The sequence below is a fragment of the Desulfonema magnum genome (genome assembly GCF_017377395.1).
In the GTDB taxonomy this organism is placed as follows: Bacteria; Desulfobacterota; Desulfobacteria; order Desulfobacterales; family 4be13; genus Desulfonema_C; species Desulfonema_C magnum.
This window is the reverse complement of sequence record NZ_CP061800.1, coordinates 6,371,849-6,384,115: the sequence shown is the minus strand read 5'-3', so window position 1 is coordinate 6,384,115 and position 12,267 is coordinate 6,371,849. Positions and strand designations below refer to the sequence as shown.

General features: G+C 41.8%; 13 protein-coding genes. 5 read left to right on the top strand and 8 right to left on the bottom strand.

Annotated elements, in window-relative coordinates; translation table 11 throughout:
- Positions 1–19: 19 nt before the first annotated feature.
- The 4 genes from dnm_RS24355 to dnm_RS24340 all read right to left on the bottom strand — a co-directional run bounded on the left by dnm_RS24355 (position 20) and on the right by dnm_RS24340 (position 3,394).
- Positions 20–499, bottom strand: a complete 480-nt coding sequence (locus dnm_RS24355; RefSeq protein ID WP_207679487.1) for a ferritin-like domain-containing protein — start codon at positions 497–499, stop codon at positions 20–22.
- A gap of 5 nt (positions 500–504) precedes the next feature.
- Complete coding sequence (locus dnm_RS24350) at positions 505–717, bottom strand: hypothetical protein (RefSeq protein WP_207679486.1); 213 nt, start codon at positions 715–717, stop codon at positions 505–507.
- A 156-nt stretch (positions 718–873) separates the two neighbouring features.
- On the bottom strand, positions 874–2,025 hold the full coding sequence (locus dnm_RS24345) for a hypothetical protein (RefSeq protein ID WP_207679485.1): 1,152 nt from the start codon (positions 2,023–2,025) through the stop codon (positions 874–876).
- 40 nt (positions 2,026–2,065) lie between these two features.
- Complete coding sequence (locus tag dnm_RS24340) at positions 2,066–3,394, bottom strand: hypothetical protein (RefSeq protein WP_207679484.1); 1,329 nt, start codon at positions 3,392–3,394, stop codon at positions 2,066–2,068.
- Between the two features lie 392 nt (positions 3,395–3,786).
- Here dnm_RS24340 and dnm_RS24335 point away from each other — a divergent pair, with 392 nt between their 5' ends.
- Entirely contained in the window at positions 3,787–4,731 is a 945-nt protein-coding gene (locus dnm_RS24335; RefSeq protein ID WP_207679483.1) for a hypothetical protein, read from the top strand.
- On the opposite strand, the gene dnm_RS24330 is transcribed toward dnm_RS24335, so the two are convergent.
- Complete coding sequence (locus tag dnm_RS24330) at positions 4,700–4,972, bottom strand: GxxExxY protein (RefSeq protein ID WP_207679482.1); 273 nt, start codon at positions 4,970–4,972, stop codon at positions 4,700–4,702. The genes dnm_RS24335 and dnm_RS24330 overlap by 32 nt on opposite strands.
- A 205-nt stretch (positions 4,973–5,177) precedes the next feature.
- Here dnm_RS24330 and dnm_RS24325 point away from each other — a divergent pair, with 205 nt between their 5' ends.
- Entirely contained in the window at positions 5,178–6,815 is a 1,638-nt protein-coding gene (locus dnm_RS24325; protein ID WP_207678195.1) for a hypothetical protein, read from the top strand.
- Between the two features lie 706 nt (positions 6,816–7,521).
- Here the strand turns inward: dnm_RS24325 and dnm_RS24320 are convergent.
- Complete coding sequence (locus tag dnm_RS24320; RefSeq protein WP_207679481.1) at positions 7,522–8,280, bottom strand: endonuclease/exonuclease/phosphatase family protein; 759 nt, start codon at positions 8,278–8,280, stop codon at positions 7,522–7,524.
- A 3-nt stretch (positions 8,281–8,283) separates the two neighbouring features.
- A complete protein-coding gene (gene cyaB / locus dnm_RS24315; RefSeq protein WP_207679480.1) occupies positions 8,284–8,895 on the bottom strand; it encodes a class IV adenylate cyclase in 612 nt (203 codons plus the stop codon).
- A 306-nt stretch (positions 8,896–9,201) separates the two neighbouring features.
- Between cyaB and rplM the strand changes: the two genes are divergently transcribed.
- Complete coding sequence (gene rplM, locus dnm_RS24310; RefSeq protein WP_207679479.1) at positions 9,202–9,639, top strand: 50S ribosomal protein L13; 438 nt, start codon at positions 9,202–9,204, stop codon at positions 9,637–9,639.
- 12 nt (positions 9,640–9,651) lie between these two features.
- Positions 9,652–10,047, top strand: coding sequence for a 30S ribosomal protein S9 (rpsI, locus tag dnm_RS24305; protein WP_207679478.1), 396 nt, complete (start codon positions 9,652–9,654; stop codon positions 10,045–10,047).
- A 134-nt stretch (positions 10,048–10,181) separates the two neighbouring features.
- Here the strand turns inward: rpsI and dnm_RS24300 are convergent, their stop codons facing one another.
- Positions 10,182–10,958: an enoyl-CoA hydratase gene (locus dnm_RS24300; protein WP_207679477.1), complete on the bottom strand. Its 777-nt coding sequence runs from the start codon at positions 10,956–10,958 to the stop codon at positions 10,182–10,184.
- A 160-nt stretch (positions 10,959–11,118) separates the two neighbouring features.
- Between dnm_RS24300 and dnm_RS24295 the strand changes: the two genes are divergently transcribed.
- Complete coding sequence (locus dnm_RS24295) at positions 11,119–11,982, top strand: sulfotransferase family protein (RefSeq protein ID WP_207679476.1); 864 nt, start codon at positions 11,119–11,121, stop codon at positions 11,980–11,982.
- Positions 11,983–12,267: the final 285 nt, after the last annotated feature.

The window sequence follows — 12,267 nt, the reverse complement described above, 5'->3', positions numbered from 1 at the left end:
TAACACCTAACACTTAAAACTACTTTTTGAGCGCAATCAGTTCCCCGTTGAGAAGTCTGATATGCCCCATTTCTTCTTTGATTATTGCATCTATGAAGTTCTTTCCCAGTTTCTCCGGTATGGCTTCCTTCATTCCCAGGTAAAAGACAATGGAGTCTTTTTCTGCTTCCACTGCTGATTTGAGAATTTCCTTCATGGATGAGAAATCGTCTTCTTTCTTAAAAAAAACACGAGTGTCCGCAAGAGACTGAAGATAAAGTTCTGCCTCGCCTTGGGGATCGAAAATAGCTGAAGTTTTTTCTTTGTCCAACAGATCAGCTTTTAAAGAGGTAAATGTTTTTTCGTGTTCAACTTCCATGTCAGCAAGCCTCATGAGAAGCGCTTTGGAATCCGCGTCATCAACTTTTTCCGCTGCTGTCCGATAAAATTTTACCCCGTTTCGCTCAATCTGTTCAGCCATTGTAAATATTTCTTCTGCACTAAAATCGTAAGCTGCCATTTTTTTTATCCCTCCTTTTTCATCTTACATTCTTTGTCCCATTCGGGACAAGCTGTTTCCATAGGCGTTGAATATTTCATCATACATGCGCCGCATTCCATTTCCACATTCGGCACATCGCCGAATTTTTTCCTGATTTCCTCGGCCGTAAGATGAGAAACTGCACTGCATCCGCATTGGGGACATGCTGTTTTAATCTCATAATTTTTTTTTGTCATTTTACACCTCCGTATTAATTTATTTAAGGTTATAAATCAATGAACGTCTTCCTTTCATTATATTCTGACATTGAAGAATTTTTATAATTTTAAGGAGGACTGAATAAACGGAATATGTATGCCTCGGACATCGGGTAATGTTATATTTCAGAGATACTATTCCTTATTTTCGTCATTCTTTTCCAAGATGGCTATAATTTCGTCCATCACTTGCGGGGATGGCAGAGAAATAAGGGACCTAATCTGTCCTGTCAGGCCAATTTTTTCCAGTTCACCCGGATCATTGTCAATCCCTTCGACACCGGACCGAAAGCCAAACCGTTGCCATGCAAGTTTCTGAATATCCGGGGACTGAAGCGCGGTCAGGAGCGACTCACCTTTTTTTGTCAAAGCGAGAAAGGGATGTTCGCTCAAAACTGTTGGTTCAGGAATCAGCACACGAACCTGCGTCCTGATCTTATTCTGATAGTTGGGAAAAGCGTGGTAGAATTCAATAATCTGATTCTCACACGCGGAAATAAGCGGAAATGCCCAGCGCCCCTGCTTAATATACCTGTTAAAAAGCGTGTCAGGCGAGGGCTCGAGCGGTTTCATCCGCTTGTAAATTTTTTGAATTTCAGACAAATGACCTTCGATGTTTTCATTGTTCAGAACAGCAGCCGTCAGTCCGGCCATGAGAAAACCTGCGTTACTTTTACCCGGATCCGGGGATTGAATAATAATCAGGCCATTCTGTCCCGAGAGTCTGAGGGATTCCCAGGTCCGATTCCCCATTTCCAGAAGTTTCTTCATGTTGGTCACAGCATACAGATTTTTTCTTTTTTCCACAATGCCCTGTCTGATCAGGGTGTCGGTCACTTCAGGCCAGGAATAGAAAACAACAGGCGTATGAAAAATGTTGCCGGTTTTGTACTGTGCATCCGGGTGCTGCTTTTTGAAAAAAAGTGCTGCAATATCAGTTGATGGCCAAATCCCGTCAATGCCCTGAATATCGCTTTCTGAAATTTCAAATCCGTCCGCCTTTGTCCCTTTGATCACAATCCCATGTTTTTTTCTCAGAATTTCCTGAAATTCGGGGTCTTTCAAAAGTCCTTTTTTTTCAGTTCCGTAAAGGATATGGACACTCTCTATTTCTTTTTCTGCCGGAATATTACCACTGCCGCCCCCCTTTTCTGACATACTGTACCATAATAACACAGCCGCGCTCGCTGCAAAAAGAAGCACCAGCAGCAACAGAAGTTTCCATTGTTTTATTACGGATACCAAAACTATCAGCAGTCCGCAAAGAACCAACACATATAAACCCATTATACAATCCTCAGAATATCTGCTTTTGACCTTTCTGAAATCACGCTAAAGCCTTATCCAACGTGTGATTATTGGGAATAATACTCTGAAAATGCTCTTTGAAAATTTTTCGGACGTCAACGAACTTCGGGCAGAGTCTGACTAACTTGTTAATGGTCACATTTCGGAAGCGTCGGAGCTTCCTCAGATTCTGCTTCATCATATTGACGACGAGGTATGCGATGACTTTGACGCCGACGCAGGCATGAGCCCCCTTCCGATCTCGGAGATGCATTGCTCCCAGTTCGAGAGTGTCTTTGAGGAGCTTCCGGAATTCTTCGATGCGATGATGGAAGGCGAAGGCATGCAGTGCCTCGCTGCTACGCAGAGGTCGTCCTGCTATAATAAGGTAGCTGACCGCCCGTTTCCCCTTCGGAATATAGAAGACGAGAATAACCTCGCCGAAGGTTTCGCTTACTGCTTCGGTTCGATACACCGGCTGTCCGTCTGTTCCCCATCCGGGAGTAAGACGATCTTTGAAATTTTTCCGCCACTGGCCGGCCTTCCGGATTTCTCCGTCAATTTCAAAGACGTAGTTGTCCTTGCCGCGGAAAATTCCGGTAAGAGTCAGTAAGAGTGCGGGATCGGACGATTCGGCATCTTCGTTCGCAAGGCCGGTGTCTGTAGCTGACGCATCCGATTCGGACGAGGCTTCTTCCGAACATTCACCGCGGCAGAATGCCGCGATATCCTGAGAAAAATATGCCGCATCACCTGTAGTTCCGAGGCGGCTGATGTCAATGCCCGCGGCTTCGAATTTTGCTTCGGCGGCTTTCAGCATCTCCTCATATATCTCAGGCTTGGTTTTAAGCCCCCTGCCCTGTTTGGAGACTATCCGCACGTCGAGAGGGAGAATAATGTCGCCGATTACCAGAATCAGAGCGATCACGTTCTGCCCGTTCGCCACGCGTTTAAGCTGGCCGCTCCACCATTTCCATACATAGCCGAGTTCCGTGGCAATACGGGCAATCACGGAGTCATCGACTGCCATAATCAGTCCGTCCCGGCTTTTTGTGGCATCGCTCATGGTGAGCCTCTCCCGCAGGAGAGGAACAGCGATGCTGTAAAGGTGATTCTGCAGGAACTTACGCCAGCAGTAAACACTGACGTTTTTAACACGGTCATAGGTGGCGGTTTTCGGGAGTCCGAGCACCTGCATAACCTGGTAAACATTGTCCGCTCCGAGAAATACCGCCATGCTGATGAGAAGAAGGGTTTCCATATCCTCATCAGGCATCCGGCGGAAATACGGGCGGAGTATTTTTCCGAACTCCTCGGCGGCACGAAGCATTTCTTCGGTAAAATGTTCCTCAGCGGTTTTCGTTGTCATAATAAGAACCTCCTTATAATATCGGCACCCGGAATCAGGGCGGTCAGAGGCTCGGACATATATTTCCGAACCGTATATTTGTACAGTATATCACGAAGTCCGTCGTATGCCAAGAAAAATTTTAAATCCGAGTGTCTGACTACAGATTCGCATTCTTAAAATATAAGCTGGTTTCAAACGCATTTTCATGAGATTAATTTATGTAAACTCAATATAAACAGCATGTTAATTTCAATACTGGAAAGGTCAATGCTTTAGATTTTGTAACTTAAATAAGCGATTGATACAATCTTTTTTTCTGTGATGAATTTTGCTTCATCTGAATATGTTCTGATAGTTACTTCATACACAAAGTTCTTTTTACTCCTTTGTGGCTTTGTGGCTAATTTTTTTTGCCACGAAGACACGAAGGCACGAAGTTTCACGAAGTCTCTTTGTGGCTATTCTTTTGCCACGAAGACACGAAGGCACGAAGTTTCACGAAGCCTCTTTGTGCTTCTTTTGTGGCTTTGCGGCTATTTTTTTGCCACGAAGATACGAAGGCACGAAGTCTCACGAAGTCTCTTTGTGGCTATTCTTTTGCCACGAAGACACCAAGGCACGAAGTCTCACGAAGTCTCTTTGAGGCTATTTTTTTGCCACGAAGACACCAAGGCACGAAGTTTCACAAAGCCTCTTTGTGGGTTCCTTTGTGTCTTTGTGTCTTTGTGGCTATTTTTCTTGCCACTAAGACACCAAGTCACGAAGTTTCACAAAGCCTCTTTGTGGTTCCTTTGTGTCTTTGTGGCTTTGTGGCTATTTTTCTTGCCACTAAGACACCAAGTCACGAAGTTTCACAAAGCCTCTTTGTGCTTCTTTTATGGCTTTGCGGCTATTTTTTTGCCACGAAGATACGAAGGCACGAAGTCTCACGAAGTCTCTTTGTGGCTATTCTTTTGCCACGAAGACACGAAGGCACGAAGCTTCACGAAGTCTCTTTGTGGCTATTCTTTTGCCACGAAGACACGAAGGCACGAAGCTTCACGAAGTCTCTTTGTGGCTATTCTTTTGCCACGAAGACACGAAGGCACGAAGCTTCACGAAGTCTCTTTGTGCTTCTTTTATGGCTTTGCGGCTATTTTTTTGCCACGAAGATACGAAGGCACGAAGTCTCACGAAGTCTCTTTGAGGCTATTTTTTTGCCACGAAGACACGAAGGCACGAAGTTTCACGAAGTCTCTTTGTGGCTATTCTTTTGCCACGAAGACAGCAAAGTTCACCAAGTTCTTTGTGTTACTTTGTGTGTTCATGCCTTTGTAACATTATCTATATTCTATAGCGTTTTATCCCTTCTTTAATCAATGGTACATTAAAATTTATTAAAAATCCTAAGTTGAGTCTGGTTAATTTTAAGTGGCTTAATATTTGAGCTTCCCATAGTCTGTTCAAGGTTTCAACGGCTTTAAGTTCAACAATCACCAATTCATTTACCAAAATATCCAGTCGAAGTCCCTCTTTAAAGGTTAATCCGTCGTAAACTATGGGGATGTCTGTTTGCCTTTTAACATTTAAACCAGCCTTTTTCAATTCATGTTCCATACATACTTCATAAACCTTTTCCAATAAACCAGGGCCAAGTGTGGGGCGTCTAAAAACAGCCTTTTTGGCTTAATTTTTTTAACTACAATTTGGACCTCTTCATGTAATCAATTATAGATTCATCTTGATAATATATAGTTTGATTGTTATTTTAACATATTTACCATACTATTATGTCAATATTAATAAAATTACGAGGATTATTATGAGTTCAAAGTCCAAATTGATAAAAAGCAGAGATAACTGGAAGAAAAAAGCGATTGAACGTGGCAAGAATGCACGTTATCATGAAAAAGAAAAGCGCCGTATTAAAAAAGAGCGTGATAAATACAAGAAAGATGCCGATGAAGCCAGAAAACAACTGGAAAAAGAACGTCAGAAAAATACTCAGCCTGTTCACAACAAAGAAGAACTTATCTATATTTGTTTGAAGCTTTTTATAGTTGCTCATATAAGTTTCCGAGCGGTACCGAGAGTTCTCAGAGTTCTTGCTGATTACTTGGGAATAACAAAAGTCCCATGTGTTCAGACAATTATTAACTGGGTCACCCGATTATCCGTAGCAAGACTCCGAAATGCCGTCCCGCTGCGCGGGGCTGAAATTAACAGCAATCCGTTTTCCAACGGCTTTGTTTATATAATAGATATCAGTATTGCCTTAGGAAAAGGTAAAATTCTTACTTTGCTGTCATTGAATGCTAACCATCATGATTTGAATGAAACCGCTCCTACTCTTAAAGATGTAAACTGCGTTGCTGTTTCAGTAGCAGTATCCTGGACTGGTGAGGCCATAGCTGATTTTTTGAAAAAAGTTATCGGTATCGGGGGAATGCCGGTAGCATATCTCAAAGACGGAGGAACAGACCTTGCCAAAGCTACCAGGCTTTTGGCGGAACAAGGCCTTCCCAGTGTCAGCATTGACGATATATCACACACTGTCGCTAATCTTTTAAAACATGAATATCAGAATCATCCGATGTTTGATATCTTTATCTCTGCGGTCGGTAAAGTTTCAAAAAAATTCAAACAGACTGTTCTTGCCTGTCTTGCACCTCCGAAGGTTTCAACAAAATCAAGATTTATGAACCTCCGCCGCCTGGTGAATTGGGCGGCTCAGTTGCTCAGACATTCTCCGAGAGGTCGTGCCCCAAAGGGATCCGTCCTTTCAAAGCTGCGAGCAGGCATTGATCAGATTCCGAGGTGCAGAAATTTTATAGAATGTTTTCTTCGCGACTCAGGTACTCTTTCAGAATGCCAGAAAATACTTAAAACTAAGGGGCTTAACCTGGAAACTTATGAAGAAAGTAAAAAGCTGCTTGAAGCCATTCCTCCGCGATCATCTGTGCGTACAGGTTTTACTAATTGGTTAGACAAACATATCATAATTGCCAAGGAGCTTAAATTAGAAAATATAGGAATGCCAATAACTTCTGATAATATAGAGTCTCTGTTCGCAGTTTCAAAGCAACATGGAACCGGAGAGATAAAAGACGCCAATCGCATAGCTCTGCGCATGCCCGCCATGTGTGGTGAACTGACCAGAGAAGATGCCCGAAGAGTCATGAATATCAGTCTCAGAGAGCAACAAGAATTTTCAGAGTCTTTATTTTCTTTAACCAAACAACGTCGTAAAATCCTGGCAAACCCTGGCAGTCTTGAAATACTCTCGGATAAAACAGCAGAAAATTCTGAGTTTATTCCGGAGTCCGAAAAACGAGCAAAAAAAATTATAAATATAAATATTTCAAGTAATTGTAAAAAAATAACCGGCCCCCTGACCGAGTTGGAAAATCGAGCTGAATCGCTCCCGGAAATTAAGATTTCAGAGGCGGCATGCGGATAAAGTTTTTTTAGGTCAGAGGGATGGTCCAAAAAGCAGTCAAGAAATCGGAGTGAATTTAGACGCCCCAGGCCAAGTGCTTTATGAACATTATAAGCCGCATTGACAATCTTTTTAGCAATATCCTCTTCAATAGGCGATAATTCTTTATACTTTTTCATTTTTTGCGTTCCTTTGTGTCTTTGTGGCTATTTTTCTTGCCACTAAGACACGAAGTCACGAAGTTTCACGAAGCCTCTTTGTGGTTCCTTTGTGTCTTTGTGTCTTTATGGCTATTTTTCTTGCCACTAAGACACCAAGTCACGAAGTTTCACAAAGCCTCTTTGTGGTTCCTTTGTGTCTTTGTGTCTTTGTGGCTATTTTTCTTGCCACTAAGACACCAAGTCACGAAGTTTCACAAAGCCTCTTTGTGGTTCCTTTGTGTCTTTGTGGCTATTTTCTTGCCACAAAGACACGAAGTTTCACGAAGCCTCTTTGTGGTTCCTTTGTGTCTTTGTGTCTTTGTGGCTATTTTTCTTGCCACTAAGACACCAAGTCACGAAGTTTCACAAAGCCTCTTTGTGGTTCCTTTGTGTCTTTGTGTCTTTGTGGCTATTTTTCTTGTCACGAAGGCACGAAGGCACGAAGTTTCACGAAGCCTCTTTGTGTGCCTTTGTGGCATTAATCTGTCCGTGTTCTCTTCAGTTAAAAAAAGTTGCATATGGCGTTATTATATAAATGTTACATGGAGCGGAAAGTGATCCGAGGGATAAATGCCATCAAACATATCCTGAATAATCTTGGCATGTTTTGGAACAAGCCTGCCGCGATAAAGAATCCAGTCAATATGGTCTCCGTCTGTTCTTCCTGTGAAGCCATGAAAGGTTCCGGGAAAAGGTTCTTCAAATATGTTTTTAAAATTCCCCTCTGTTACAGTTGGTTCCCTGATCTGTTCAGTGAATATTTTATAACATGGATCCGAAGGCGACGCGTTGAAATCTCCCATGAGAAAGGCAGGCAAATCAGACGGCAAATGTGAGAGTCGCTCCGTAATAATTCTGGCGCTTTCGGTCTGAACTTCGGCATCAAAATCAAAATGGGTGTTAATACATATGACACTCATATCCTCTTTTTTGAATATCCCCATGGTACATTGTCTGGGCCACCGGCTCTTGCGGGAACGGCTCGGTATCGTTGGCGTGGGACTCAGAAAAAAATGTTCGTGATAAACACATTTCCAGGTTTTTTTATAAAAAATGATGTTGTTCTGCCAAAAGGGCAGTACCGCCTTTTTTTCTCCGATCACGTTGTATTCATTCAGAATCTTTTTTAGGAAATCCGTCTGAAAATCATTGGCTTCCTGGAAACTGATGAAATCCGCCTGATATGTCTTTAAAAGAGAAGGAAAGGCTTTTTTACGGCGGGACCAGTTGTTGGGACCATCATTTGCCAATCCGAAACGTAAATTAAATGTTAAAACAGATAGCATAATTTAAAGCGTTCCGACTTCAAAAAAGGGAAGATATTCCCCGAAGTCAATATCAAAGTTTTTAAAATTATCAAAAGTAACATCAGAAAAAGACAACTCTGATTTTTGTCTTATGAGGCAGAACATTGCAAGATAATTCGTCAGAATCCGTTCTTCCCATCTCAGGTCAATTTTACACGCCAGGTTTCTGATATTCTCCTTTTTCCCTTCAATTTCCAAAAAATTTCCATAGGGCATTTTATCTATACATAACATTGTATCATTTAACGTAAAAGTCTCCCGCCATTTTTCATAGGTCTGTTCCTTATGATAACCAAGAGACTCCAGAATAAGTTTCATGGTGGGAAAATCACTCACTTCAACTTCCAACTCCCTATGTATTTTAAACTGAGTGTCTTCAACAGGAGGGGGGGATTTGAACGTAAGCGTTGTTTTTGAGTCTTTACGGAGTCTTAAAAGGAACTTTTTTTTCATCAGCGTTTTATTTTCATCTTCAAAACGTATGTTGCTTTCAAAGACCTGGCCCGTGGAAACTGCTCCGAGTTCAAGAATGCGGTTGCGTATGGGGCTGATATCCGGTATATAAAATTTTACTTCGACTTCCAAAGGTTCCATTTCGTTCATTCCTGTATTTCAAGCATATTTCCGGAGTGCCAAACTTGCAGTTTGGCAATATTTGTTTTTCCGGAGTGCCAAACTTGCAGTTTGGCAATATTTGTTTTTCCGAAGAGCCAAACTTGCAGTTTGGCACTCCGGATAATTAAAACCGGGCGATTAAAATTTGCGTAAAATTAATTTATATATGAAAAATATTTATGATGTCAATTCCAGACTGCTTAAACGCAAAAGTAATTTTTTCCTTGACACAAGCGTATTTTTTATTTTAAATAATCGGATTCTTTATAAACAGGAGTGAGACAAATGAAAAAATACACATACAGTGCAAAAGAGTCTGATAACGAGGGTAAATGGTTTCTTGTTGACGCGGAAGGAGCCGTACTCGGGAGGATAGCGACAGTAATCGCTGCCCGTCTCAGAGGTAAGCATAATCCTTTATATACGCCTCATACGGATACAGGAGACAGTGTTGTCGTTATCAATGCGGATAAGATCGTTTTTACTGGCAGAAAACTGGAGCAGAAAAACTATTACAGACACAGTGGTTATATCGGAGGACTTAAAACGATTAATGCAAAAGAACTTTTGCAAAAAAGACCTGAAGATATTATCCGTTTTGCAGTAAAGGGGATGCTGCCTAAAAACAGGCTTGGAAGGAAGCTTTTCAAAAAATTAAAAGTTTACGCAGGAGATAAACATCCTCACAGCGCTCAACAGCCTGAGGTTATGGAATTATCATAAAAGAGGAAGCCAATGGAGAAAGAAAACGTTTATTACGCGACTGGTAAGCGAAAAACTGCAATTGCCAGGACATGGTTAACGCCCGGAAAAGGTGAGATTATCATCAATAACCGGCCCATGGAAAAATATTTTTCACTTGAATCGGCAAAGCTTATTCTGACCCAGCCGCTTGTCCTTACGAATAACCTCGAATCTTATGACATAAAAGTCAAGGTAATAGGAGGGGGAACCTCAGGTCAGGTTGGTGCCATCCGTCACGGCATCACCAAAGCGCTTATTCAGATTGATCCTGATTTAAGACAAAGCCTGAAAAGAGCTGGTTTTGTCAAACGTGATCCCAGAGTCAAAGAACGGAAAAAATACGGACAAAAGGGCGCAAGAGCACGGTTTCAGTTTTCAAAACGTTAATCGGTTTATTTGTGATTTGTCATTGTTTATTTGTGATTTGTTATTGGTGATTGGTCCCAAACTCCAAATCACAAATCACAAATTCCAAATCACAAATCACAAATCACAAATCACAAATCACAAATCACAAATTTCTAACGATCCTTCCACTCAGGTTCACGTTTTTCCACAAAAGCCTTCATACCTTCCTGAGCGTCTTCAGCGAGGCAGTTTATGGCGATTGCCTCCTTTGCATAGTTATAAGCGGAAGGTTCATCCCAGTCTGCCTGGGTATAGAAGGCTTTTTTCCCGAATTCCAGCGTAAACAGGCTGTACTGAGCAAATTCCATTGCCCATTTTTCGGTTTCTTCTGCCAGCTTATCCGGATCAGTCACTTTATTTACAAGCCCGAATTTTTCGGCTTCTTCGGCCGAAATGAAACGACCGCTCAGAAGCATATCTAATGCCCGTCGTCTTCCGATGACCCGGGAGAGGGGAACCATGGGAGTGGAGCAGAAAAGACCGATTTTTACCCCCGGAGTGGCGAACTGGGCCCCGGTTTCCGCAATGGCAAGGTCACACGCTGCAACGATCTGGCATCCTGCGGCTGTGGCAATACCATGAACTTGGGCGATGACCGGCTGAGGCAGCTTGTGAAGGGTCTGCATCATGTCAGAACATACTGAGAAAATTTTGCGAAAGTGGCGAATATCGCAATCATCTTCGGTCATCTCCCTCAGATTATGTCCCGCGCAAAAGGCAGGGCCGTTCCCCTTAATCACAACAACACGGACATCCCTGTCTTTTGAAACGCAATTCAGTTTCTCCTGCATCTCTTCCATCAGTTCCAGAGACAGCGCATTACGCTCTTCCGGACGATTTAACGTAAACCATCCCACAGGTCCTTTTTTTTCAAACAATACAGATTCCATTCAGAAAAGTCTCCTCTATACTAAAATGATTTTTATTTGACATGCCTTTTATCCCTTTCTATGATACCTGTCAATTTTAACTTGGCAGAAATAAAGGACGGTTCTCAAATGTTCCCGCGAGGACAGAATTAACTGCTCAAATCAGAAAGAAAGCTGACTTATGAAGATGTCAAACCCAAAGTCTTCAAATTTTTTTCAAAATAAAATCAGTCGAAAAATATTTCGTCTGTTCAAAGAGATTTATCATTGTTTTAAATTCAGACAGAATCATCAGAAAAAAATTTTGTTTATTATCGGGTGTCAGCGTTCAGGGACAACCTTGGTGACAGAACGAATCTTTGATAAAGATTTAAGCGTAAAAGTGTATAAAGAAGTAAGCAAATTATCCCGTAACAGCATATCCGGAATCCGGCTGAATTCACTGAATACAGTAAAATCAATGCTTGAAAAAGACAAAGCCCCTGTGATTGTCTTAAAACCGCTGGTGGAAACTCAGAATTCTCTGAACCTTCTTGATTATTTCCCAAATTCCGGGGCATTATGGATGTATCGGAACTACAAAGACGTGGCAGCGTCCAATCTCAGGCGTTTCGGACTGAAAAACGGCATCAATAATCTGAGGCCCGTTATTGAAAAAGAGCCTCATAACTGGCGATCTGAGCATGTTTCTGAAGAGGTCAGAAAAATCGTGATCAGATATTTTGCAGAAGACATGAATCCGTATGACGCGGCAGCCCTGTTCTGGTTTGTTCGGAATCATTTCTTTTTTGAACTGAAACTTGATCAGCACCCCCGGGTGATGATGTGCAGATATGAGAACTTTGTTGCAAATCCCCTTGAAAATATGCAGCAAATTTACAAATTTCTGGGCCATGATTTTCCCGGAGCGCAAATACTCACAGAAGTACACCCCTCATCAGTGGGAAAAGGCAAAACCATAAAACTGTCCCCGGACATAGAACTTTTATGCGAAGAATTATTGGAAAAACTGAATCATGCTTGGGAATTGAGAATTGAGAATTGAGAATTGAAAATTATACCAACGTCATGTCATTTGTGCTTTCACAGGAATGACATTTTATATTCAGCAGATCGCAGTTTTGCCTAAATCCGGAGTGCAAAAATTAAGCGAAGCGGTTTTTTGCACCGGATATTTAAATAATTCCGGAATGATGCAAAAAATCGCTTCGCTATGCAAAAAATCGCTTCGCTTTATTTTTGCACTCCGGAAAAAATTTTTGATCTGCTGGATTTATTTTTTCATAAATGAGATTAGGATTTAAGGCGATTTCCAGGAATGAACAGACCA

Bases quoted from the DNA above. Each gene is read 5' to 3' on its own strand.
- dnm_RS24355 (WP_207679487.1), bottom strand. From the start codon at position 499: ATGGCAGCTTACGATTTTAGTGCAGAAGAAATATTTACAATGGCTGAA.
- dnm_RS24350 (WP_207679486.1), bottom strand. From the start codon at position 717: ATGACAAAAAAAAATTATGAGATTAAAACAGCATGTCCCCAATGCGGA.
- dnm_RS24345 (WP_207679485.1), bottom strand. From the start codon at position 2,025: ATGGGTTTATATGTGTTGGTTCTTTGCGGACTGCTGATAGTTTTGGTA.
- dnm_RS24340 (WP_207679484.1), bottom strand. From the start codon at position 3,394: ATGACAACGAAAACCGCTGAGGAACATTTTACCGAAGAAATGCTTCGT.
- dnm_RS24330 (WP_207679482.1), bottom strand. From the start codon at position 4,972: ATGGAACATGAATTGAAAAAGGCTGGTTTAAATGTTAAAAGGCAAACA.
- dnm_RS24325 (WP_207678195.1), top strand. From the start codon at position 5,178: ATGAGTTCAAAGTCCAAATTGATAAAAAGCAGAGATAACTGGAAGAAA.
- dnm_RS24320 (WP_207679481.1), bottom strand. From the start codon at position 8,280: ATGCTATCTGTTTTAACATTTAATTTACGTTTCGGATTGGCAAATGAT.
- cyaB (WP_207679480.1), bottom strand. From the start codon at position 8,895: ATGGAACCTTTGGAAGTCGAAGTAAAATTTTATATACCGGATATCAGC.
- rplM (WP_207679479.1), top strand. From the start codon at position 9,202: ATGAAAAAATACACATACAGTGCAAAAGAGTCTGATAACGAGGGTAAA.
- rpsI (WP_207679478.1), top strand. From the start codon at position 9,652: ATGGAGAAAGAAAACGTTTATTACGCGACTGGTAAGCGAAAAACTGCA.
- dnm_RS24300 (WP_207679477.1), bottom strand. From the start codon at position 10,958: ATGGAATCTGTATTGTTTGAAAAAAAAGGACCTGTGGGATGGTTTACG.
- dnm_RS24295 (WP_207679476.1), top strand. From the start codon at position 11,119: ATGAAGATGTCAAACCCAAAGTCTTCAAATTTTTTTCAAAATAAAATC.